The 22,859-nt window shown below is 38.7% G+C and carries 25 protein-coding genes; all 25 read right to left on the minus strand.

Translation table 11 applies throughout. The features are described from left to right. Positions 1–40: 40 nt before the first annotated feature. On the minus strand, positions 41–358 hold the full coding sequence (locus D9X91_RS08245; RefSeq protein ID WP_121680119.1) for a hypothetical protein: 318 nt from the start codon (positions 356–358) through the stop codon (positions 41–43). A gap of 71 nt (positions 359–429) precedes the next feature. After that, the gene (locus D9X91_RS08250; RefSeq protein WP_121680120.1) at positions 430–1,152 is read right to left on the minus strand and encodes a DUF5694 domain-containing protein; all 723 of its coding nucleotides are present in this window, start codon (positions 1,150–1,152) and stop codon (positions 430–432) included. Next, positions 1,142–1,714: an HAD-IIIA family hydrolase gene (locus D9X91_RS08255; RefSeq protein ID WP_121680121.1), complete on the minus strand. Its 573-nt coding sequence runs from the start codon at positions 1,712–1,714 to the stop codon at positions 1,142–1,144. The genes D9X91_RS08250 and D9X91_RS08255 overlap by 11 nt, the downstream gene beginning before the upstream one ends. Positions 1,715–2,095: 381 nt before the next feature. After that, positions 2,096–3,088 (minus strand): nucleotidyltransferase family protein, encoded by a 993-nt coding sequence (locus D9X91_RS08260; RefSeq protein WP_121680122.1) that lies wholly within the window; start codon positions 3,086–3,088, stop codon positions 2,096–2,098. A gap of 19 nt (positions 3,089–3,107) precedes the next feature. After that, a complete protein-coding gene (locus D9X91_RS08265; RefSeq protein ID WP_233569744.1) occupies positions 3,108–4,925 on the minus strand; it encodes an ABC transporter ATP-binding protein in 1,818 nt (605 codons plus the stop codon). Between the two features lie 17 nt (positions 4,926–4,942). After that, complete coding sequence (locus D9X91_RS08270) at positions 4,943–5,377, minus strand: S24/S26 family peptidase (RefSeq protein WP_121680124.1); 435 nt, start codon at positions 5,375–5,377, stop codon at positions 4,943–4,945. After that, positions 5,367–5,642 carry a PqqD family protein gene (locus tag D9X91_RS08275; RefSeq protein WP_121680125.1) on the minus strand — a complete coding sequence of 92 codons (276 nt, stop codon included), beginning with the start codon at positions 5,640–5,642 and terminating at the stop codon, positions 5,367–5,369. Before D9X91_RS08275 ends, D9X91_RS08270 begins: the two co-directional genes overlap by 11 nt. Beyond that, positions 5,639–6,424, minus strand: a complete 786-nt coding sequence (locus D9X91_RS08280) for a hypothetical protein (protein WP_121680198.1) — start codon at positions 6,422–6,424, stop codon at positions 5,639–5,641. The genes D9X91_RS08275 and D9X91_RS08280 overlap by 4 nt, the downstream gene beginning before the upstream one ends. Before the next feature lie 79 nt (positions 6,425–6,503). Next, positions 6,504–6,710: a hypothetical protein gene (locus D9X91_RS22330; RefSeq protein ID WP_148709055.1), complete on the minus strand. Its 207-nt coding sequence runs from the start codon at positions 6,708–6,710 to the stop codon at positions 6,504–6,506. 385 nt (positions 6,711–7,095) lie between these two features. Continuing rightward, positions 7,096–7,293 (minus strand): hypothetical protein, encoded by a 198-nt coding sequence (locus tag D9X91_RS22335; protein ID WP_148709056.1) that lies wholly within the window; start codon positions 7,291–7,293, stop codon positions 7,096–7,098. Between the two features lie 91 nt (positions 7,294–7,384). Beyond that, positions 7,385–8,926 carry a lipopolysaccharide biosynthesis protein gene (locus D9X91_RS08290; protein WP_121680127.1) on the minus strand — a complete coding sequence of 514 codons (1,542 nt, stop codon included), beginning with the start codon at positions 8,924–8,926 and terminating at the stop codon, positions 7,385–7,387. A gap of 198 nt (positions 8,927–9,124) precedes the next feature. Next, positions 9,125–10,303: a glycosyltransferase gene (locus D9X91_RS08295; RefSeq protein ID WP_121680128.1), complete on the minus strand. Its 1,179-nt coding sequence runs from the start codon at positions 10,301–10,303 to the stop codon at positions 9,125–9,127. Between the two features lie 12 nt (positions 10,304–10,315). Further along, positions 10,316–11,029, minus strand: a complete 714-nt coding sequence (locus D9X91_RS08300; protein ID WP_233569753.1) for a glycosyltransferase family 32 protein — start codon at positions 11,027–11,029, stop codon at positions 10,316–10,318. A 46-nt stretch (positions 11,030–11,075) separates the two neighbouring features. Continuing rightward, positions 11,076–11,417 carry an XRE family transcriptional regulator gene (locus D9X91_RS08305; RefSeq protein ID WP_121680130.1) on the minus strand — a complete coding sequence of 114 codons (342 nt, stop codon included), beginning with the start codon at positions 11,415–11,417 and terminating at the stop codon, positions 11,076–11,078. Between the two features lie 32 nt (positions 11,418–11,449). Next, complete coding sequence (locus D9X91_RS08310; protein ID WP_121680131.1) at positions 11,450–12,622, minus strand: aminotransferase class I/II-fold pyridoxal phosphate-dependent enzyme; 1,173 nt, start codon at positions 12,620–12,622, stop codon at positions 11,450–11,452. Beyond that, entirely contained in the window at positions 12,616–13,260 is a 645-nt protein-coding gene (locus D9X91_RS08315) for an acetyltransferase (protein WP_121680199.1), read from the minus strand. Before D9X91_RS08315 ends, D9X91_RS08310 begins: the two co-directional genes overlap by 7 nt. Further along, on the minus strand, positions 13,260–13,874 hold the full coding sequence (locus D9X91_RS08320; RefSeq protein WP_325050509.1) for a sugar transferase: 615 nt from the start codon (positions 13,872–13,874) through the stop codon (positions 13,260–13,262). The genes D9X91_RS08315 and D9X91_RS08320 overlap by 1 nt, the downstream gene beginning before the upstream one ends. A 44-nt stretch (positions 13,875–13,918) precedes the next feature. Then, positions 13,919–14,992 carry a UDP-glucose 4-epimerase GalE gene (gene galE, locus D9X91_RS08325; RefSeq protein WP_121680132.1) on the minus strand — a complete coding sequence of 358 codons (1,074 nt, stop codon included), beginning with the start codon at positions 14,990–14,992 and terminating at the stop codon, positions 13,919–13,921. 17 nt (positions 14,993–15,009) lie between these two features. Continuing rightward, a complete protein-coding gene (locus tag D9X91_RS08330) occupies positions 15,010–16,071 on the minus strand; it encodes an EpsG family protein (RefSeq protein ID WP_121680133.1) in 1,062 nt (353 codons plus the stop codon). A gap of 24 nt (positions 16,072–16,095) precedes the next feature. Further along, the gene (locus D9X91_RS08335) at positions 16,096–16,998 is read right to left on the minus strand and encodes a glycosyltransferase family 2 protein (RefSeq protein WP_121680134.1); all 903 of its coding nucleotides are present in this window, start codon (positions 16,996–16,998) and stop codon (positions 16,096–16,098) included. Positions 16,999–17,000: 2 nt separating this feature from the next. Further along, entirely contained in the window at positions 17,001–18,110 is a 1,110-nt protein-coding gene (locus D9X91_RS08340) for a glycosyltransferase family 1 protein (RefSeq protein WP_121680135.1), read from the minus strand. Further along, positions 18,095–19,243, minus strand: coding sequence for a glycosyltransferase family 4 protein (locus tag D9X91_RS08345; protein ID WP_121680136.1), 1,149 nt, complete (start codon positions 19,241–19,243; stop codon positions 18,095–18,097). The genes D9X91_RS08340 and D9X91_RS08345 overlap by 16 nt, the downstream gene beginning before the upstream one ends. Positions 19,244–19,407: 164 nt before the next feature. After that, on the minus strand, positions 19,408–21,237 hold the full coding sequence (locus D9X91_RS08350; protein WP_121680137.1) for a polysaccharide biosynthesis protein: 1,830 nt from the start codon (positions 21,235–21,237) through the stop codon (positions 19,408–19,410). A gap of 252 nt (positions 21,238–21,489) precedes the next feature. Next, complete coding sequence (locus tag D9X91_RS08355) at positions 21,490–22,146, minus strand: CpsD/CapB family tyrosine-protein kinase (RefSeq protein WP_121680138.1); 657 nt, start codon at positions 22,144–22,146, stop codon at positions 21,490–21,492. Then, on the minus strand, positions 22,139–22,828 hold the full coding sequence (locus D9X91_RS08360) for a YveK family protein (protein WP_121680139.1): 690 nt from the start codon (positions 22,826–22,828) through the stop codon (positions 22,139–22,141). Before D9X91_RS08360 ends, D9X91_RS08355 begins: the two co-directional genes overlap by 8 nt. Positions 22,829–22,859: the final 31 nt, after the last annotated feature.

The following is a 22,859-nucleotide window of genomic DNA, read 5'->3' on the forward strand; positions in this document are numbered from 1 at the left end:
TTAAGAGTGGGTTGGATTCATAAAAAATAGGAAAACCGTTTTACAGATTTTCCTGACTCGCCACTTTTTCATCACCTTTAAAATGATGGTAAACTTTTGCAGTTCCAATGCCAAGGCCTGAAAGCGCAGCTGAAAAAAGAACAGAAACGAGTGCAAATTCGACAATATCAAACATGAAGGAATAAATGAAACCGAAAAACATACTCATCAGGACCAAAAGAAGTAAATTAACCCGGACAAAGAAAATGGCAATGGTGCAATTCAATATTAGCACGGCTATTCCTATTACAATCAAATGGTTGCTATACGCTGATAAATACTCCAAAATCATCACCGCCATCGATACAGATTTTTCCATCACGCTTCTATTTAATTAGACGGTGATAATAAAGTTTTTGTTTCAAAATTCTGCAAATTAATTAATATTATTTACTCCAAATAAGATAAAGGTGATATCAGATCACAATACTCACTATCCTCAAGGAATTGATAAAGTAAATGGAGGTGTGCAGCTCCGATCAGCAAAAATACTCGATCGGTTGGTGATGTGGTGATCCTAGTCAAATTTGAAAAAAGAATCAGGTTTCTCTGATACCACCAAATCAGCCAATCAAGTCCCACATGTTCGTGTGTTGTCCCGATCCTTGCCATATTGATGTATGACCAATGATCTTTTTTTTGATATTTTGAACTGTTCACTTCCATTAACATAATCCGAATGCTTTTAGTTCCATTTAGATTCGGAGGGGAAAAAATTTGCTGAAATAATTCAGGCTGACTTTCTTTGGCCCAATTATATACATCCGTATATCCGCGTTTTCCGGCACCCTTTTCCATCCAATCGATTCCAAATAGGATTTTGTGATTTAATATTTCCCCTAATCGAAAAGCAATCTGATCGATTTCATTCATTTGAAGAGGAGACTTATTCGTTATGTAATTGTGATAACGTTCATTCAGGAGTTCGTTTTCTTTTGTATCAACTTCTACTGCAATTTTAGTTGGATTGAACTCTTTTATCTTGTTCACGATCCTTTTCAGTTCCTTCTGCCTGTTAAGCGAGTCAAGTTGACTTATTTCTAAATTATGCATATCATCTGTTTGCGCCAAATGAATCGTACCGAGAAGCATGATTTTTGGCTTACTCTCCATTGTGAAGGACACTCCCCCTTTGTTTATCATCAACAAGCCATTCAATCGCCTCTAACAGATGTTCTGCTATAAAGTCCGGTTTTATATCTGCCCAAGCGCCATAGAATTCCCGTTTCGTATATTTTTCAAAGACCGATTTGCCAGCTCCTGTCTTCACAAGAATCTTTGCACATCCAGCATTAGCTGCAGCCAAAAGATCAGTCCACCTATCACCTATCACTACGCTTTGTTTTAAATCAAGACCATGCTCCTTCGAGGCTTTTTCAAGCATGCCTGTTCCAGGTTTACGACAAGCACAACACTCTTCATGTGTATGAGGACATAGATAAACGGAATCAAAACCGATACCTTTTAATTCCTTCTCAAAATCTTCCACAGCCGCTTCACCTCTGGCGATACCTGGCTGGTTGGTAAATGCGAAGACTGGAATACCTTCTTTTTTCAGTATGTTGATTGCTTTGTTTGTATAGGAAAACGGTTTAAAAGAAAAAGGGTATATAACCTCTTCTCCTCCCCCGATGGTTCCGTCCCGATCAATGAATACTGCTTCAATGCATTTCATGAAATCATATAGCCCCTTCTTTTCATTTATAATCTTGAGTTTCAAGCTGAATTGATTTTGGATACATCATTAGGTCCATACAGAATATATCCTTTTTTTGTAAGTTAATTATAAATACGTTGTTTTCCTTAGAAAAGTTTCAATAAATTTATAAAGGCTCTTTTCGCAACGATCATTTCGTAAAGTTTATTGCTATTCATCAAAGGTTGTGTAAGGTTGATTTCCGCTGCAGGATGCTCGCTTTCCATGTGGCATGTCGCTTTTCCAACTGACCCGCTGATCCCTCCGGAGTCTCGCACCTTCCGCTCCATTAAACATTGAATGTTCAATTTTCAACAAAATAATAATTTTGAAATAGACTTTTAAGTAGACCTTGATTCATTATTTTCTTGCAGCTGGCCGAATCCATGATAGTAATTCATAAATCATGTGTTTACTTGTGTCGAAGCTAAGAAATTGATAGTCAATGAAATTAATATATTTTTTTATATTGGATTCTTTCTCTTCCTTTATGAATCGGTATGCCCAATGGACGTATTGCATCTTGAACGGCAGTTCCTTGATCTCATTTAAAAACGGAAACTCTTGGTATACCAGTGACAAAGTCCGGAAAACCCTTTTCTTTGTTTTATGTTCTATTGTATCTCGTATTAAACGATCGAAGTCAATCTCGGTGGGATATGTGGTGATTATTTGGATAATATCTAAAAAATGTCTTAATGAATCCATATTATGGCGCCATCCATGCAGACACATCAAATAAAATGTATGGTAAGTCGATAATTCCTTAATATAAGCAAATTCCCCCATGCAAGCAGCTTCATTCCAGAATTGCTGGATAGGGATGGAAGCTGTCTTTTCTTTGATGATATTCCAATGTAGTTCAATCCTTAATGGAATCTTTGATCCGGGTATTTGTTTCATGAAGGTGGTATGGAAATGACCAGCTATTGAAGGTTCATCCTTATTGAACCCTAATGACTCTACACACACAACTGCTTCTGCTAGCTGCTCTTTCCGAATGAGAATATCGATATCAGACGTTGACCTTGCTGCAAAACTTCCAAAATATCTTTCTGCAAAATTAATCCCTTTCAAGGGAATTGCTTCGATTTCCTGTCTTTCAAAGACTGCACAAATTTGTCCCACTTGCTGCTTGATCAGTAGATTGTTGTATAAAACTTCATCAGACCTTTTCTTCAGCCGGTCCTGAAAAAATGATGGAGTGGATTCAAATTCCCCCATTTCCTTCAACTTGAATAGAATTTGAGGATAGATTTGAAAAAATTCAATTTCGTGGAGAGCTAAATGATAATCGTTCATTTGCATTTTTATCTTTCCGTTCGGATTATAAATCTGGCGAATTAAATCCATTTTTCCTCAAACCCTCCTTTTAAGTTGTCATCAATGTCAATTCAGGGAGTTGGTCAGCTTGAAATTGTTTACTGCATAGACGCTGATAAAGCCCTGGCTCAATCAGCAGCTGTTCATGGGTTCCTTGTTGGACTATTCTCCCTTGGTCCATGACAAAAATGACATCTGCATGCTGGATGGTAGAAAGGCGGTGGGCAATAATGATCGTCGTTCGATCTTTCATGAGTGTCTTTAACGCTTCTCTGACTGAATGCTCTGTTTCACTATCCAAGGCAGAGGTTGGCTCATCCAATAATAAAATCGGCGCATCCTTTAAGATTGCCCTCGCGATCGCGATTCGCTGCCTTTCCCCACCTGACAGTTTTAATCCTCTTTCGCCGATATGTGTATCATATCCATTTGGAAGTGTAAGGATGAAGTCGTGAATATATGCTTGTTTTGCTGCCGCTTCCATCTCTTCCTCCGTAACATCGGGCCTGGCAATCTGCAGGTTGTCTCGTATCGTCCCTGCAAACAAGAATGTTTCCTGAGGTACATGTGCAATGGAGCATCTTAATTCAGAGATTGAATAATCGCCTATCGATCTTCCTGCTATTGAAATGTAACCTTTGGCTGGGGAATAAAACCCCTGCAATAGATTGAAAATAGTGCTTTTTCCAGCACCGCTAGGTCCTACTAAAGCAGTAACTTTGCCAGCGGGTGCATGCAAATGGAATTGCTGAAAAAGCAAATCATCCTCGCTGTATCCGAAGCTGATGTTTTGTAGATGAATGGGTGTATGAATTTGATGGACAGCTACATGTGAAGGTAATTTTTCACATGTCGGCTTTTCTTCCAAAACATTGACAATTCTTTCTAAAGCTGTAATCGAACGCTGAAATCCAGCCCATTGTCCCGCCATTCCTGTCAAAGGGTATACGAGATGATTGACTAAATTGATGAATGTCAATAATGCTCCGACTGTCATAATGGAATGTGATACATAATATGCCCCCAAACTTACACTGATTAAATACGTGATTGAACTTACAAGCTGGCCGCCTGCGTAATAATATCCCTGTAGCCTTGCATTATGACATTCTAGCTGATATAGTCTATCAGTTTGAGATTCCAGTTTGTTAAACATGTGCTTTTCCAATGTGAAGGAACGGATAATAGGTAGTCCAAAAAATGTCTCATTCAAGTGATTATTAATATCCGCAATAAGTTCGTGAATTAGCCTGCCATTCTTTTTCAATAAAAATCCAAATAGAATGGCAGACATTAATGCCAACGGGGCAATCATGACCGAAATGAGAGATAGTACCGTATTGATTTGACATAAATAAATGAAAACAACCAAAAAAATTAGCGGAAATCGGAGAAGACCAATCAACTGCTTTCCAATTAAACCATTCACGTGATGAATATCATTTGAAAAATGAGAAGATAATTTACCTGACTGCTGATTGACAGTGAAGGGAGAAGGGAGCCTTAGCAAATGACTATACAAGTACTTTTTCAACTCATTTTTCACGCCATTGGTAGCGATATTTTCAACTATAATATCTAAAAAGCTTGTTGTTATGCTTAAGATAATCAGAACGATGCCTATTGGTATCAGCCATTTTAATTTTTCGAAATCACCCTGGAGTGCAGCATCAGTAATCTGGCCAAAAAACCATGCGAAGGAAATAGTGAGGAAGATATCAAAACCAAGAAGGATAATAAGGCCGGAATAGGCTTTCCAATGATTTTGAATAAATGGTTTTAGAAAGAAAAATGTCCTCTTCATGTCATGTGAATTTAAGTGTAAATATGATTTTATTATGGATGCAATGTTTTTTCGTTTTACCATGTCCAGGACACTCCTATTTATATATTTCTATGATTTATGAAAAATCGAAGCATGGAAGATATCATGGGAAAATACAAAATGATGTTTTTCCATAGCTGTGCAGCAGCAACATTTATTTCAATATGCTTTCCTTTTTTCTCTATCACTGAAAGCTTTCCAATTACCTGTTCCGGTTTTATCGGAGGATCAAAGCCAAGGTTTGAATCCCCTTTGAATAATAATTTGTCATGGTGTTTTCCGTAATATCGATGGGCAACTAATCGAAGAGATTCAGAGAAAAACAGGAGGATGTCTCCTTTTTTCCATTCATGTTGTTGGACATAGACAAATTGACACATATCGCCTTGTTGAATAAATGGATACATGCTGCTACCGGAAGCAGGAAGACGGATCTTCCCTTCTTTTTGGATGACATCCTTTAAAAGTAGAACAGTGGATTGGTCAACTAACAAGATGAATCAACTCACACTTTAGTAGTTCATTCATGAACTCACTCAATTCTTGCCTGACCTTCTCATTTGATCCGGCACCATCAAAATGCTTTTCAACTGCATATGCTAAGTCTGAAATCGTCTGGATTTCACTTAGTAGGTTCCAGCAAAATCCACCTACTTCATTTACCTTCGTCACGGTAAAATTATTAGTGTTTAATATGAGCCACTCATCGTTAAGTTGAGTGGCTTCGCATTCATCATTTCGAATATATTGCCTTCTCATGAAATCAGCTCCCAAAATGTATTGTTTTTCTGAAAATACAATTCATTCACTTGTACATTCCTCACGAGCATTATTAATAGATTCATAATCATTTTTGTTTCAACAGGACTATAAGGCCAATAAAATATTTTATCCATAAGTTTTATGACAGCATCTGCCTTAGCTACTGGCAATTTCTCATTTTTAACAGCTTGATGAAGAATCTGGATGCTGTATAACCGGAAAATCCCTTCTTTTTGCTCTGCAGCTATGTCGCTTCGAAATGGTGAGTTATAAATCATTGCCCCGTTGGAGCTTATCTTAACAATCGTTGCTTCATCGGATAGAAGCATTCGTGGTGTTGAAAGCATTGCTGCAGTGGATTTTCCTGATCCGGAATGGCCAGCAAAGATGTGGCCCTTCTCATTTTCTAAGACACAAGAAGAATGAATTAATAAGCCCCATTGATGATGAACCAGAAATGAACTATAAAGATTCATTAATGCATGCTTTAACGCAAGCCAATCATGGACGTGAATGACTGCCTGCTGGAATCCCGAATCAACCTCGATAAGGTAGTCTGCTCTTTTATAGTTGATTTTTCCATCTTTATGATCAATCTCAACTTCATAGTCGATAAATGCATGCCCATATCCATCCTTGATTTGAATATACATATCACAGCATTCGTCCGTCCGCTCGTCAATGACATTGAAATCCTGATCAAACCAATCAGATAGTAGATTAGAATGGAGGGTAATATCGAAAATGTGTTCACCGATTTTCACTTGAAATGCCTTCATTCTTAAACCCCCTTTTACACTTGATATTATGTACCTGGACCAAAGGGCAGGATTTCCCACACCCTTTGATCCAATGACATTATGGTCTTCCTTTTCCTCCCCCATTTCCGTTGTGCGGGCCAGTATAAGGATCATTTGGGTAATTGGTTCCACCATTGCCATTCCCGTGATGATTCTGATTCCCATGTCCCTTATTCCAGCTTTGTGCTGTTTCAAACCGAATGTTCTGATGATCACATATTTGAGGAGGTTCATATGAGTTTCTAAGGATTCGTACATTTTCCATTTTTCATTACCACCTTTTTTCTTTATAAAGAACGATGTTTACATGCAATTCCCCTGAAAATCTTTGATCAGGATTAAATTGTAATTGAATTAAATGGATTACAAAGTGATTTTTAATTATTATAATTTATTTTTTGTTCTTTTTAAAGAACAAAATTCATGGTGAACCCCAAACTCTATAGAACATACTCCTGTTCTAATGGGCCAACAATCTCAACGAAATTCTCTTCAGCCTCATACAGTCTCCCTTTTTTAATCAGATTAACACAAGGTGAAACCCGTTCTTGGAATAACCATTGATAGACCCCTTCAGCATCTTTTTCTCCTTAAAACTTTGCAACAATACTTCGTCTCGGAATTTCCTGAATGTTTTAAGTTCGAAGCAATCATCCGGAAGCCCTCTGGCGTCGACACAGGAATCTGTTATAAAACAGCTTTCCTCCGCCTTTTTCTCGTCCATATCCACTGCCATGGTCTTTTCCATCATCACAATCGCCAGTTCCCCTTTGGCCGCTTACAGTGGTTTCAAACATGATTACTTGGTGATGCAGCACTTTCGGAAATTCATCAATATTCTTATTCATCCGTGGTCTGTCTTTCCCATAAAAATATCTGTCAATACCCTGTCATAATTACTTCCTTCATACATCACCACCTTTCGATGATTTTAAGATTTCACCCCGGAAATGTGGATTTCAAATTTCTGGATACGATCATTGTGCTTATAGTTTGTTTTACATACTGAAATTCAGCGGTTGGATAAAAGATTATGACATATAGAACATTGGGTACCAGCAATGAAACCATCCCTTTCAAAAGGATTGCAGAAAACCCATGGCCGTTAACCATAAACTGATTCATGTAATATGTTATCCAGCAGGCCCCGGAGGTCAGGACAAGGTAAAATATATATTGCTTGAAATACATCCAAACGGATTTTTCAAAATAATACTTATATACGAGCCTCGGAATATTCCAAAATGCTGTACAAAGCGTACTAATGGCCGTACCAAGCAAAATCCCGGCAACACCGAAATACCTTCCCAAAAGGACGGAAGCGATTAAATTCACAAGCGCTTCAAGCAATGGCACATACTTATCTTGAGTAAAGATTCCAGCTTTTGTTTTGAAAATCGTTGCGGCTCCCCTCATCCCCGTGATATAAAAATTCGATAGTAGGACTATAAGAGCGAATGAATTGAGTAAGTATTCCTCTCCCAGCCACCAGGAAATAAAATTTTGCAAAACATTATATAAAAAAATAAAAGAGACCGAATATATCCAGAAATTGAGTAAGTAGATGACTTTGAATAGAGAATGACTCTTTTCCTTACTTTCCAAGGCGATCATATTTCCTACACTCTCACTGACCCCATTCATAAATGGGGCCAATAATATATTCAGTTGTGCAATAATCATCGTATAGTTTGAAAAAACGCCAACTGCAACCAATCCTATTAACGAACCGATCAGAATATTATCTGTACCAAACACAAAATATGTCCCTAGATTTTGCAGAAAAAGGGCTTTGATGTTTCTAATTAATCCAGGTTTTTCATCTTCCCCTAATCTGTATCTCGATTTTGTACGAACGAATGGATATCTGTGTTCAATTATTTTTCCATAATAAATGTTTTGGACGACGAAGATGATTAACTCTAGCAATAGATAGAGTGCATAATTTTTTGTGTAAAGTATTAGAAAGATTTTTAACATTAAGCTCATTATTTGAAAAAAGAGGTTGATCCTCACTAGGACATACCCTTTTTGATCTGCCGTAATCAATGAAACTTTATGTGCGTTCAGATAGAGCACTATATTTTTTGCAACAAACAAAAAATAGACGATCCTTACATAGGAAACCGGATCGCTCTTCTGTATCAATAATCCGAGAAAGGGATATAAAAGAATGCTTAGTGCAATAACAATCAATGCAATAGCTTGGTAGGCCTTTTTATAAACTTGTACGAGGGCAATGATCTTTGGTCTATTGTTTTCTGCTAGCGGTTGGTAGAGGCTGTAGACAATACTTGCCCCGACCCCTCCTTCTACAAGAGCCAAAAAGGATAATACATTTGTAAGCAATCCATTCAATCCCAAATAATTAGCTCCCAGACTGTCCAGAAAGACTTTTCTGGACACGAAGCCCAACAAAGTGATAATGATTTGTGCAGCGATCCCTATTAATATATTTTTCATCGAATTTCTAGTTCTCATTTTGACCTACCGCTTGGATCATTTTCTCGAATCTCATGTATATTTTGTTCTTTTTAAGGATTTTTCCATGAGCCAAAAGCAAATGCTCCACATGGTAATGATCGAGACTATTTTCAGCACCGGCAAAATTAAGGGAATCTATCACAAAAAGCAGTCTATTCTTCATAAAACAACATCACTCACTTTTATTAAACTTCATTACTGAATCAATTGATAAAATTTTTGCATTTCCTCATTATTTAGATAATTAATTTTCTTACAACCAAGAACCAATTTTGCTCGGAGATCCTCACTTTCATATAGGTACTCGATACCATTCGCGATCCCTTCAGCTCCTAGGGGACAAATATACCCATCCACTCGATTTTTCACCTGGCTTCCTGCAGTAGGATAATTCGTGATTAATACCGGTTTTGATAAAATTTGTGCTTCGCTGACCGTTAAGGCTTTCCCCTCGTATCTGGAAGGTTGGACGTATAAATCGGCATGTTTTATATAAGGATAGGGGTTAATTTTCTTACCGAGCAAGATGAACTCTTTTTCTAAGTTGTTCTGCTTGATCAAACATTTGATCTCCTCTTCATCCCCTCCATAGCCAACAACATACCACACGATTGGATATCCTTTTTCTTTCAATATTTTCATTGCCAATACAGCTTGGTCAATACCTTTCGCATAAGAGAGTCTCGCGACAGTTACTAGCTTGAACCGGTTATCCTCAACAAACGAGGACTCGGTTTTTTCATCAGCCAGGGATATTACCAATTCAGGTGTGGCTATGTTCTCCATAACGGAAACTTTATTCTTAAGCAATGGATATTTAGAAAGAAAGGCATCTTTGCAATGTTCCGAGACAGCTATGATGTGATCAAATTTACTCCAAAGGGCATAATCCAAGTTTTCATCTGTCTGTACGACTGAATAATCTGTATGAATCCATGCGATTTTCGTTTTTGCAAAAACCTTTTCCGCCACAAAATAATGTGGCCATAGATAACTCACTGCGACATCATAGTGCTGATTCAATTTTGGGAGGAATGGCAGGGAAGCGTTCCACATATATTGCATCTGCCTATAGCCTGCTTCTTCATTTTTGAACCTGCTTGCTAAAATTTTTGCCCACACCCTCGAAATGCCGATTCTCAGCATACCTGATTGAAAGATTTGTTTAATCGACATACGAAAGGTTTTATATTCCCTCTGCTCGACAAGTAAATTGGGTTCTGCAGGAATCAGCTCCATGAACTCCCCGCTATGGCTGAAAAGCTTTAGGTCCACTATATATTTCTCATAGTCGAAGTTTGCCAGCAGGCTGATCAAGCTTCTTTCGACTCCACCCACTTCCAAATCGAAGGATGAGATCAAAATTTTCTTCATTTTTGTATTCTCCTAATGTTTTTGCAAAAGTTTTCTGATCTTGGCAATATTGTCTCCACCCACCATTTTTGAGAGTGAATACTTGAGGCTTCCTTTGACGTGTTCCTTTTTGGAGAGCCAGCTTTTATGAAAATGATGCATAGCGTAAGTTTCTGATGTCATGAAATTCCTGCAATTGATGTAATCATATGGTGAAAAATATGTTTGTGGATAAAATACTCCGATATCTTCCAGTTCCTGATATTCGCCATTTTTAATCAATCCTAAATTCACAAGGATTTGCGTGATAAGTGCGACATTCGTCAAACTATCTAAACTCCCATCTTCTCTTCGAAAACGTTTATGTTTATAAGAATCCAAGAGCATTTTGATCAATGCATTCTTTGGAGATGCACCGATTGTACTGGTTGCAATAAAGTTTTCTTGCTCAAATCCCCAAAAAGATTGATGATGCAGCAAATCATTGAATGATTTGAATACCTCAACATCTGTATCCAAATAAATACCGCCTTGATGGTATAATGCATGGACCCTTACATAGTCACTGACAAATGCATATTTTTTTGATTCATAGGCTTCTTTTACATATGCATTTTGATTGATATTGATGGATGTTTCATTCCATTCAATTAATTGGTAATCCTGCAAATGATACTTCCAGCTATTAAGGCATTTTTCTACAAGCGGAGGTTTATTTTTATGACCGAACCAGCAATAGTGAATCATTTTGGGTATGTTTGATTGATAATGATTCAATGTACGAACCTCCCTATCATTTTTTTTGATTTTGCCATTTGATAAATTCCAGCAGCGTTTTATATTCTTTTATCTCTCCTTTTTCTATGCCAGATTCTTTCAATTCATTAGCTAATTCAATCCATTCCTTTTCAAGCTCATCTTGTCCATTCCTTTCATTTGAGTCCATATAAATCAATTCACTCAAATCGACATTCAAAACCTTGGCTAACTTTTTGATGACGGTGATTGAAGGATTCTGATTAAGGTTTCGTTCAATATTGCTCAAATAGGATTTGGATATGTGGGCCCTATCTGCTACTTCAGATAATGTGTAGCCTCGGCGTTTTCGAATTTCATATAATTTTTTTCCCAGCATATTGTTTACCTCTTCTTTGCACCGAATTTTTGTTATATCGTTGAAACCCTTACTTTAAAATGATTTTGCACACATTCAATGATTCTCACTTGCTCCTCATCGGTCATATTCGTTCCGGAAGGGAGACAGATTCCGTTTTTGAACAACCATTTCGAAACATCTACGCCTTCTTCATGCGGATAAAATTTCACACCATCAAATAACGGCTGCAGGTGTAGGGGCTTCCAAACCGGCCGGGCTTCGATATTTTCAGATGCGAGTGAATGCAAAATAGTTTGAGCGTTTATACCCGATTGTGTTTCATTCGTCGTAAAAGTGGTTAACCAGCGATTGGAAACAGAATTCTTTAATTCAGGCATAAATTTAATACCGGGTAAATAACCCAGTGTTTGATAATACTTACCAAAGATCCCCCTTCTAGCTGCCACCCTACTCTCTAATACTTGGAGCTGCGCTCTTCCGATTCCCGCAAGGATATTGCTCAATCGGTAATTGTATCCCAATTGGCTATGCTGATAATGAGGGGCGGGATCCTTTGCCTGGGATGCTAGAAAACGCGCCTTTTCAAGCAGCTTTTGGTCATCTGAAACGATCATCCCTCCTCCAGAAGTTGTGATGATTTTATTGCCATTAAAGGAATAAACCCCGAATTTTCCGAACGTCCCACTCGCTTTCCCCTTAAAAAATGATCCAAGTGATTCGGCTGAATCCTCGACGACAGGAATATCGTATTGTTCACATAAGGGAATCAGTTCATCCATCTTAGCGCTTTGTCCATAAAGATTGACAATCACTACCGCTTTCGGGAGCTTCCCTTTTATTGCTGCTTCTCTTAATGCTGCAGCCAATGCCAGTGGAGACATATTCCATGTATCAGGTTCAGAGTCAATGAACACTGGTTCAGCCCCTAGGTACACAACAGGATTTGCACTCGCTACAAAGGTCAGTGAGGAGCAAAAAACGTAATCGCCTTTTTGAACGCCTAATAATGAAAGGGCCAAATGAATCGCCGCTGTCCCGGAAGTAACGGCAACAGCATCTTTTACTCCGATATAGTCAGCAACTTCCCTTTCGAAGGATTCTACATTTGATCCAGATGGAGCGATCCAATTCGATTGAAAAGCATCTTGAATATATTTCATTTCATTTCCACTCATATGTGGAGGAGATAAATAAATGCGTTCATTTCTTGAAGCAATCAACATGGTATATTCCTCCCGATATTTTTGATGACTTTCGCTGGTATCCCGACAGCAGTATGATATGGCGGGATATCTTGGTTGACCACAGCTCCTGCGCCGATGGTGGACCACTCCCCTGCATTGGTGCATGGTATGAATGTAGCACTTGCCCCAACATGCGCCCCTTCCCTTACCTTCACCCCTCCAGTCAGCACAGCATTTGGAGAAATATGGACGAATGAATCCAGCATCGTATCATGCTCGATGATTGAGCTTGTATTGATGATGACATGTGCGCCAATCCTTGCTTCTGCATTTATTACCGACCTCGGCATAATGACTGTGCCATTCCCAATTTTTGCACTTCGGCTGACGATTGCTGAAGGATGGATGAGCGATATATAATCATCCTCATCCAATTGAAGTCGTTCAAAAATGAGCTTCCTGTTCCTGTTGTCCCCTATTGCAATAATGAACTTTACTTCACTGAACTTAACTTTTATCTTTTTTGTTGACGAAATGGGTCCTGTATAGAGGTTTTGAAAATAGTGATCATCTTCAAACTTGTCATCGAACAGACCAATCAATTGAAATCCATTTATTCCGATCAGCTCTTGTATGACACGGCTATGTCCCCCTGCTCCTATCACAGCGATATTCATCATCCGTGTTCCTCGTGAATGAATGCGCCAGATCCTTGGAACTTCGCCATAGTTACTGAATCTGCTTGATTGATTCCTTTTGATTGAATGACCTTAACGATGGTGATCAATATGATCTTCAAATCCAACCTAAAGCTGCAATGTTGCACGTACCATACATCCAAGGAGAACCTCTCATCCCATGATATTGAGTTCCTTCCATTAATCTGTGCCCACCCTGTAATACCAGGTTTTACATCATGCCGCTTTATTTGTTCCAAATTATACAGGGGCAAATATTCCATTAATAATGGTCTTGGTCCAACAAGACTTAATTCCCCTTTTACAACATTGAATAATTGTGGGAGTTCATCAAGGCTATACTTCCGCAAAAAGCTTCCGATTCGAGTCATTCTCTGGAAGTCGGGGAGAAGTTCACCTTCTGGCCCCCTCCTATCCGTCATCGTCCGGAATTTATATAAAGAAAATGGACGATTATTTAAACCTGGACGCTGCTGCTTGAATATGATCGGGCCGCCGATCATCATCCATATAGAAATGGCAACAACTAAAAATAGTGGCAAGAAACAAATGATTAATACTAAGGACATGGTTAAATCGAACAGCCTTTTCACAATTACCATCCTTTGATTGTATAGAGTTAGTAACATTCAATGAATTATTTGACCTCTACTAATAAATCCTCGCTCTGTTGCAGTCGAGGATTTACCGATCTATTATCTTTTTTGCCCCTATGCGTCTGGCTGTGCTGCCAATTCCATGCATCCAGGCACATTTCTTCAAAACTCTTTACAGCTTTCCATTCTAATTCGATTTCTGCTTTCGAAGCGTCTGCAAAACAGCTTGCTATATCTCCTGTCCTCCTGCTCTCAAGCTGGTATGGAATTGGAATTCCTGTTGCATTCTCGAATGTTTGAATCACTTGTAGAACCGACTTTCCTATTCCTGTTCCTAAATTATAGGTTTTCAGTCCGAACGTCTGTAAATTTTTTTTCAAAGCTTTCACATGTCCTCTCGCCAAATCCATTACATGAATATAATCACGGATCCCTGTCCCATCCACCGTTTCATAATCGCAGCCAAATACTCGAACATGAGGAAGTAAACCTGCTGCTACCTTGGTTATATATGGCATCAGATTATTGGGAATCCCATTTGGATCCTCTCCGATCCTCCCGCTATCATGGCTGCCGATTGGATTGAAGTACCTTAGAATCGTTATGCTCCATGAAGGGTCAGAGTATAATAAATCGTTTAATATGATTTCATTGAAAAGCTTCGTCCTGCCATAAGTATTCGTTGGCTGCAGTGGAGCTTCTTCTGTCAATGGTAGATTTTCAGGAAATCCGTACACGGTTGCTGAAGAACTAAAGACGATATTTTTTACATTGAATTCAGCCATTGCCTGTAATAGAAGGATCGTCCCACTGATATTATTGTGATAATAGGCAAGTGGTTGTTTGACAGATTCCCCTACTGCTTTATATCCTGCCAAATGAATGACTGCCTCGATGGGATGATTTGAAAAAATAGCTTGCAGTGATTCCTTATCCAGCAAGCTTGCTTCATAACATGGAAACCTTCTTCCTGCGATTTGTGCTGCCCTTTCAAGTGCATCTGGCTTGCTATTGGAAAAGTCATCAACGACGACAACCTCAATTCCTTCGTTCAGCAATTCGACAACTGTATGGGTGCCGATATAGCCGGCTCCCCCGGTGACCAAGACTGCCATGAACATACCACCTATCCTTATAAATAGTTGCTTTTATACTCGATTCCGAGAGTAATGACTTGTTCAAAATAAAAAAATATGAAGTAGCACACGATTATGGAATAGTAAATAAATTTTTGATCGGGTTTTCTGAAAAGCTTGACAATCCAAGAGATGAGAATGATATGGTACAAACCGAAATAAATTTCAAATCTTGCAAAGATCCAATTTTGTGTGGAGATCATCATGAATATTAAACTGATTACGGACATATTCACCACACAGTCACTATCGGGGAAAATCATTTTGAGCTTTTCTCTGCCAAAATAGGCTATGAGGAGGGGGACAGCCGTTACCAACACTCTTAAGATGTTCGCTCCACCCTCATGGAAATCTGCATAACGCCCATACTGTGTATTTTCAATGGCAGAGAATAAGATGGATGAAAACTGATTGAATCCAATAACGATAATGACAGCACCGAAAATAAGGAGGATGGTGATTTTGGACCATGCCTTTGTCCGGACGATCCAGTAAATCGGTACAAGGATCAATGCACTTTTATGAAAGCTTGCTGCCAACAGGACAAACATCATGTATTTTTTCCAATTTCCGTTCATCAAATATTTTGTGGCTGTAAATATGATGGATGCAGCGATAAATTGACGAATCCCATTCATAGAGACAAGAAATGAACCGGCTGTGATATAAACATATAAACTTAGTTCGATCATACGGGAGTACTTAAATAGTACTCCGACGATGAAAATATTGGTGATCATGGCTGATACAAATATCAGTATCTGCGGATCGGATGTAATTTTTTGCAGCATCATTTGAAAAATATCAAAACCAAAATCACTGTTCAAACTTAAATCAGACCACTGATATTTTTTAATATCATAGTCATGCATATAGAAGAATGTATCCCCGATATTTTTCCTCAATCCAGAAACCACGACTAAGACCGTCATCACTAATATGATCCATAATTTGTTCGGGATCACATATGGTGCCCGTTTAATCTTGGATGTATGAAAGTACCTAGCGAAAACGGAAGAGACATAGACTGCAGCAAGATTGAACCATAAAATTTCCATGGAATGGATCCTTTCCAGGTATGATTAAGGTGTTTTCATTACTGTCGCCCTCTTTGTATATGAGATATAGAGATAAAGGGCGACTCCAAAAGGAATTGACACCAAAGTTGTAATCCTATTCGGGGAATCCTTGATGAAGCCTATATTTCTGATCATAAGATTACTGGATACATAGTGAATGCTTGCACGGAATCTTTCTTTGAAGGAACATGCGTATTTCATGGAGATTATTCGATAAAAAGAGAATCCTTTTGGGTTGTTTTTATATTGTTTAATCATGTTGAGGCTTGAGCCATCCTGCTGATATTCGACATGACATAACACTTCATTGAACACCAGCAATGGTTGAATTTGATCTATCAATATATATTTATAAGCCAGTGGACAATATTTTTCTCCGGCAAACATTGGGTATTCCGGAGTGTTCTTCGTCAAGGCGGAACGATATACCAATTTTTTGTCTCCAGACACCTTATGCTTCCTATATAAATCCAATAAGGTGGTGGTCTTTAATCCTTTAGGAATCCTTGTTCCAATGATGCCTCCTTGAAAATCCGCATCCAATCCGACGATACCGGCATAATTTTCATTTCCATTCTCCCTCCAAAATCGAATGATTTTATCAATGGCATCTTCGGCCACATAATCGTCAGAATCAATGCAAACATTCAATTCCGTTTCAATAAGTCTATAGGCGGTATTGTGCGCCCCGTGCATTCCTTGATTTTCTTGATAATGATAGGATATAGGAATTTTTCCTTCTTTCATCCATGCTTCTACCAGCATTTTGGTACCATCCGTCGAACCATCATCAATAATTAGCCAAATAAACTCTTTACAGCTTTGTTTCAATAAACTTTCATAGCATAAGTGCAGCGTATGCGCACGATCATATGTCGGTGTAAAAACCGTTAAAACTGGCGACATTTTCATTGCTCCTTCCATGGATGAATTTGTAAATAGAACGATTCCAGCCAGCCAGCTGATAAATTGATGTCATAACCTTTTAGTTTAATAAGGTCATTAATATCAGATAATCGTTTTTTCATAGCCAATGCATGGACAGCCCATTCTTTAGGGGGGGTAGTTAATCTTTCATATTGAATCAGACCTGCACCCAAATCCACTTCGTTAGAGATCACATCAGATATAAGGCATGGAAGCCCGGATGCCTGAGCCTCCACAAGTGCCAATGGAAGCCCTTCATGATGTGAGGGGAACAATAGTAAATCAAATGCATGAAGCAAATCATTGACATCGCCCCTAATCCCCAAGAATTTGACTTTCCCACCAAGATTCAACCGGTTTACCTTTTTTTCAATAGCATCCTGTAATGGACCGCCTCCTGCCAACAGAAGTATTGAATTTGCTTTCAACTTGACGATTTCACGAAAAATATTAATGATAAAGACATGATTTTTTTGATGGCAGAACCTTCCTACATGACCAACGACAAATGTATCTTCCCCGATATCAAGCTCTTTCCTGATTCTATTCCTGTTTTGATGGGAGAAACGGTATTTTTGACCATCGATTCCATTCTTCAAAATCATTGACTCAGTCTTTCCGAATAGCCATTTAGAAGCTTTTTCAGAACAAGCAAGCCGATGGGATGAATTATGATGCACATAGCACCCCATCAACCATTTATAACATTTGGTCAATGCCCCGCCTTCGCTCATCGTATTATGGCTATGGGCGATCCTGATCGGAATTTTCGCTTTTTCAGCAGCCCTGAGAACAAGTCCGCTCATCTTGTCCAAATGGGAATGGACAATCCAATACTCCTTGTTTTCTGCGAAAAACTCTCTTAATCGTTTAGAATATTTAAAATGGCCTATTTCCGATATATAGGGGATGCGATGGATTTTTCCTCCAAGTTGATTTATTTCTGAATCAAATACCCCGCTTTTGCAGGTAAGAAAATCGAATTGAATCTTTGATCGATCCATCTTTCGATATAAATTCATGATTAAATTTTCTGCACCGCCACGATTCATATTAACGACGATATGCAGTATTCTTATTGGCATGCCCATTCCCACTGCTCCTCTTCTTCCATCATTGTCAAATAGATTTGTTGCTGTTCATCCAGAACCCGTTCAACCGAGAAGCAACTTTTGATCAGTTGAACTCCCTCCATGCCTGCTTTTGTACGTAAATCTGGATTTGATTGAAGAAGGGGCAACAAGTCTTGCAGCATGTCAATGTCTTTGTCGATGATCCACCCATTTTTACCATGTGAAACCAAATCCCTATGACCTCGAATATCACTGACTATAACAGGTAGACCGCATGCCATTGCTTCCATAATGTTGACTGGGAGCCCTTCTCTTCTGCTTGAAGAGATGGCAAGGTCGCATATTGGGAGAATTTTCTCAATTCCCTTTTTAAATCCAAGAAAATCAACCATGTGGTCGACGCCTAACTTTTCTGCCAAAACCTTGCATTCTTTAAGGAGATGGCCTTCACCTGCTAATAATAACCTTGTATTCGGAAGACTTGGTTTAATGGATTTTAATAAGTAAATGAGCGATTGCTGGTTTTTATTATGGTTGAACTCAGCAGCGTAAAATAATAAAAAATCATCGGAAAGGTAACCCAATGACTTTCTTATCGATACTTTTTCATTTTCGCTGATTGGCTTGAATTTTGCCTGATCCACGCCGACTCCGTGGACATGCTTTATGGTCTGGGCATTTAACCGTTTTCTAGCAAAATCATAGTCCTCTTTATTGATTGTGACCAAGCAATCTGTATACCTAGATAGGTATTTTTCAATCGGATAATATATCAACCAATTTTTTTTGGGTGCGCCTTTACAAAAATGAAATCCATGAGCGGTATAAATGACTTTTGTTCCATTTGCCCTATGTTTACGGGCAGCAAGTCTTGCAAGTACTCCGCCCATCGGTGTGTGGCAGTGCACGATTTGATAATGGAACTTATTTATAAGCCTTTTTAATCCTTTGTAGGCACTTATATTCTTTCTATTAAAAGGTGAACGCTGTAAAGGAAGGTTGAATTTGTGATCCACATATGGGATTTCCAGTTCTCCGCAAGCAGCTAAATGGACCTCCCAGCCTTGTTCTTTAAACCATTTTAAGTACGGCAAATGGAACGCTTTAAAATGGTAATCCACAGTTGCGCAAAATAATACTCTTTTTACCATTGTCCATCTTCCATTCTACAATTATTTATAGTGTGTCCCCGGTTAAGCTGGTTAATTTCAAAATACGGTTAAAACACAATTTTTCAGAAGACAGTTTTTATTTTTTTGCCAAGAAAGGCAATCGGCTTCCTTAAACAATAAGCACTCACTAAAATAATGGTCTATTAATATAGGGAAGCTGCCACAGCAGGCTTTTCAGAAGGTCGATTATTAGCTAAATCAATTAGCCATTTTCTTAATTCATCCTTAGACTTCTCGTTGTATTTCGCAGTGATTTCATCTATTTCTTCAATGTATAAGTGAGTCGACTTTCCAATATAGATTTTTGGGTAAATTTGTTGATTGTCTTCCTCGCCTTCCTTCAACAATTCTTCAAATAGTTTTTCTCCCGGTCTCATTCCCGTAATTTTTATACCGATTTCTTCAACGGAATGGCCAGAAAGCTTGATCAGATTTTTCGCCAAGTCTATTATTTTCACAGGTTCGCCCATATCCAAGACAAACACCTCACCGCCATTCGCTAACACCCCTGCTTGTATGACCAGCTTGGATGCCTCGGGTATAGTCATGAAGTATCTCACCATATCTGGATGTGTCACCGTTAAAGGACCGCCTCTTTGTATCTGTTTTTTAAATAATGGTATGACGCTTCCCCTGCTTCCAAGTACATTCCCAAATCTGACCACGACGAATTTCGTATTGCTATCCTGATTCATATGCTGGATGATCATTTCTGATAACCGTTTTGTAGCACCCATCACGCTTGTCGGATTGACGGCTTTGTCACTTGAAATCATCACGAAGGTCTTGACGGAATGCCAGCTTGCTGCATTGGCGACATTCATCGTGCCGATCATATTATTCTTTACGGCCTCTTCGGGACTCCGCTCCATTAAAGGGACGTGCTTATGGGCTGCTGCATGATAAACAACGTCCGGCTGATATTGATCCATGACCTGCATCATCTTCTTGGCATCCTGTAAATCTGCAATTTCAGGGACAAATTGAATATTTGTTTCTCTATACTTTTCCCTTAATTCCATCTCAATCGAATAAATACTGTTTTCCCCATGACCGAGCAAAACCAGTTTTGCCGGGTGAAATTTTCCTATTTGCCGGCATATTTCAGACCCTATCGAACCTCCTGCACCAGTCACGAGCACAACCTTATCAGTAATCGACTCAGCGATGCTTGCCATATCCAAGTGAACTTGGGCGCGTCCCAATAAATCTTCGACTTGAACATCCCGAAATTGATTAACCGACACCCTGCCTGATACTATGTCTTCAAGCATAGGCAAGATTTGCGTTTTCGCCTTCGTTTTCATGCACTCCTGAAAAATATTATTCAGCTGCCTTTTACTCAAAGATGGAATTGCAATGACGATCAAGTCGATTCGATGACGGCTAACTGCGTCCTCAATTTTGGAAATACCTCCTATCACCGGTATTCCAAGATAATGCAAGTGCTGTTTTTTGACATTATCATCTATAAAACCGACCGGAAGTAAATCTGTTTCTTTGTTGAATAACAGCTGACGAACAACCATCATACCAGCTGAACCTGCCCCGATGATCAATGTCCTTTTTAGATTTTCTTTCTTTGTCGATTTTGAATCCCTGTGCATTCTGAACAAAAATCTCGAACCGCTAATCAATACAAATTGAAGGAGGGCGGTTATAATTATTTTTCTGATTGAACTGGTACTTGCTGTCAATATCAGAAAGACAGCCGATGTTGCGGTTGAATAAAATATGACTTTGCAAATGACAATCAGCTCACCTATACCTGCAAACTCCCAAGCTTTTTTGTATAAACTGAAGCAAAAGGAGTAGATTGAGTAGCAAAAAAGCATGACAATTAGTATGGTTGAAAAATCTTTGTTCCAATTTTGCGGTTCTCCTTGAATCAGTAAGCAGGCTGAAACCAAAGAGGATAATATAATGGCGGAATCCAGAAAGAGAAAAAAAGAAAGACGCTGCCGATATTTCATATGTGACCTCCTTTTCAATCTTAAATAGTAAAGTGCTTAATGATAGATTCATATGAGAATATATCATTAAAAACTTTAATAAAATCGGGGCATCCAACCCCCCCTCACACCACACTTTTGACGACTTGCGTCTAAGGTCCTGCAACCCACAGCGTGACCGAGTGCCTCCATTGATAACGGATAGGAAGGCATCACCGAACAATATGTTCTTTATCGTTCTTATTAACGAACGGTAGGTCTAAAAAAAGACAATCACTCATTAATTATTACACCTATATACCTTGCTTTGGCCAGGTCCAATTCTTTTTTCATTTCAATCGCTTTTTTTAATTTTGTCCTCCCCTTATTCACTACGATGACGACTCCATCACATTGATTGGAAAGCAGCTTTGTATCGGTTACCTCCAAAACAGATGGAGAATCAAGCAAAACAAAATCATATATTTCCAAAGCATTCGTCAATAAATTTTGAAAGATTTGAGATCCTAAAAGCGCAACTGGATTGTAAGGTATCGCTCCACTTATTAAAATATCGAGTTTCCCTACTTTTGTTCTGAGCCTTGCTTGTTCAAATGTGCATTCACCAGCTAAGATATCCGTTAATCCTTTTTTATTTGGAATCTTCAAGATTGAATGCAGACTGGGATTTCTTAAATTTGCATCGATTAAAAGCACTTTCTTCTTTTGCTGAGCCATAGATACTGCAAGATTTGCGGCACAGGTCGATTTTCCCTCCCCAAGTGATGTGGAAGTAATTACAATGGATCGGCTTTTTTCTTCAGGCATGGAGAACTTTATATTCGTTAAGATGGTTCGGTACTGTTCCGATATGATGGAATCTGGATGGGTATGGGCAATCAAATTTCTGCGGCTGTTTTTGCGAAAATTCATTCTCTTCATTCTAATCATAGCTTTCACCCTTTATGGCAATATTCAACCGCATACGATTTTTCTTCATGATATTCCTTCTGGTCATCCTCGAAACATTTCCCAATATAGGTATTCCTAGATATTCTTCGATTTCACTTTCTTTATTGATGGTCTCATCCAAAGAATCCATAAGAAACACAAGACCCAAACCGATAACGAACCCAATACCCATTGCCTCTATTAAAGATGAATTGCTGCTTTCATTGATTGGCCAGGGGTTTACATTTGCTTCTGATAGAATTCGTACATCTCGGAAATTAACAATATTCGGCACCTCATTCTTAAATACCGAAGCCGTTTTATTGGCAATCTGTGCAGCACGCTCAGGATTGGTATCGACTACACTTATCCGGACAACTTGAGAATCATCAATGTTGTCCACAATGATCTTCCCCGCAAGTGCATCTGCTGAAAATGGAAGTTTTAATTGATTTGCAACCTTTTGGAGCACGGTGGAGTCCTTGATAATGACCTGCAAAGTTTTCATGTATCCAGGATCGGCACCGATAATAATCTTCGTTGATGTTTGATAGAGTGGCGTGGTAAAGTATTTGCTATGTATCCATCCCGCTGCAATTGATAAAAATATCATTAAAATGATTATCCAGAAACGCTTTTCTATCACACGGAGAAGATCTTTAATATTGATTTCTTTCACCATACTATTCAGCCACCTATCGCAAAGAAATTGT

This window comes from Falsibacillus albus (assembly GCF_003668575.1).
In the GTDB taxonomy this organism is placed as follows: domain Bacteria; phylum Bacillota; class Bacilli; order Bacillales; family DSM-25281; genus Falsibacillus; species Falsibacillus albus.

Excerpts from the sequence above, each read along its gene's own strand:
- D9X91_RS08245 (WP_121680119.1), bottom strand. The coding sequence starts at position 358 with ATGGAAAAATCTGTATCGATGGCGGTGATGATTTTGGAGTATTTATCA.
- D9X91_RS08250 (WP_121680120.1), bottom strand. The coding sequence starts at position 1,152 with ATGGAGAGTAAGCCAAAAATCATGCTTCTCGGTACGATTCATTTGGCG.
- D9X91_RS08255 (WP_121680121.1), bottom strand. The coding sequence starts at position 1,714 with ATGAAATGCATTGAAGCAGTATTCATTGATCGGGACGGAACCATCGGG.
- D9X91_RS08260 (WP_121680122.1), bottom strand. The coding sequence starts at position 3,088 with ATGGATTTAATTCGCCAGATTTATAATCCGAACGGAAAGATAAAAATG.
- D9X91_RS08265 (WP_233569744.1), bottom strand. The coding sequence starts at position 4,925 with ATGGTAAAACGAAAAAACATTGCATCCATAATAAAATCATATTTACAC.
- D9X91_RS08275 (WP_121680125.1), bottom strand. The coding sequence starts at position 5,642 with ATGAGAAGGCAATATATTCGAAATGATGAATGCGAAGCCACTCAACTT.
- D9X91_RS08280 (WP_121680198.1), bottom strand. The coding sequence starts at position 6,424 with ATGAAGGCATTTCAAGTGAAAATCGGTGAACACATTTTCGATATTACC.
- D9X91_RS22330 (WP_148709055.1), bottom strand. The coding sequence starts at position 6,710 with ATGGAAAATGTACGAATCCTTAGAAACTCATATGAACCTCCTCAAATA.
- D9X91_RS22335 (WP_148709056.1), bottom strand. The coding sequence starts at position 7,293 with ATGAATAAGAATATTGATGAATTTCCGAAAGTGCTGCATCACCAAGTA.
- D9X91_RS08290 (WP_121680127.1), bottom strand. The coding sequence starts at position 8,926 with ATGAGAACTAGAAATTCGATGAAAAATATATTAATAGGGATCGCTGCA.
- D9X91_RS08295 (WP_121680128.1), bottom strand. The coding sequence starts at position 10,303 with ATGAAGAAAATTTTGATCTCATCCTTCGATTTGGAAGTGGGTGGAGTC.
- D9X91_RS08300 (WP_233569753.1), bottom strand. The coding sequence starts at position 11,029 with ATGATTCACTATTGCTGGTTCGGTCATAAAAATAAACCTCCGCTTGTA.
- D9X91_RS08305 (WP_121680130.1), bottom strand. The coding sequence starts at position 11,417 with ATGCTGGGAAAAAAATTATATGAAATTCGAAAACGCCGAGGCTACACA.
- D9X91_RS08310 (WP_121680131.1), bottom strand. The coding sequence starts at position 12,622 with ATGTTGATTGCTTCAAGAAATGAACGCATTTATTTATCTCCTCCACAT.
- D9X91_RS08315 (WP_121680199.1), bottom strand. The coding sequence starts at position 13,260 with ATGAATATCGCTGTGATAGGAGCAGGGGGACATAGCCGTGTCATACAA.
- galE (WP_121680132.1), bottom strand. The coding sequence starts at position 14,992 with ATGGCAGTCTTGGTCACCGGGGGAGCCGGCTATATCGGCACCCATACA.
- D9X91_RS08330 (WP_121680133.1), bottom strand. The coding sequence starts at position 16,071 with ATGGAAATTTTATGGTTCAATCTTGCTGCAGTCTATGTCTCTTCCGTT.
- D9X91_RS08335 (WP_121680134.1), bottom strand. The coding sequence starts at position 16,998 with ATGTCGCCAGTTTTAACGGTTTTTACACCGACATATGATCGTGCGCAT.
- D9X91_RS08340 (WP_121680135.1), bottom strand. The coding sequence starts at position 18,110 with ATGGGCATGCCAATAAGAATACTGCATATCGTCGTTAATATGAATCGT.
- D9X91_RS08345 (WP_121680136.1), bottom strand. The coding sequence starts at position 19,243 with ATGGTAAAAAGAGTATTATTTTGCGCAACTGTGGATTACCATTTTAAA.
- D9X91_RS08350 (WP_121680137.1), bottom strand. The coding sequence starts at position 21,237 with ATGAAATATCGGCAGCGTCTTTCTTTTTTTCTCTTTCTGGATTCCGCC.
- D9X91_RS08355 (WP_121680138.1), bottom strand. The coding sequence starts at position 22,146 with ATGATTAGAATGAAGAGAATGAATTTTCGCAAAAACAGCCGCAGAAAT.
- D9X91_RS08360 (WP_121680139.1), bottom strand. The coding sequence starts at position 22,828 with ATGGTGAAAGAAATCAATATTAAAGATCTTCTCCGTGTGATAGAAAAG.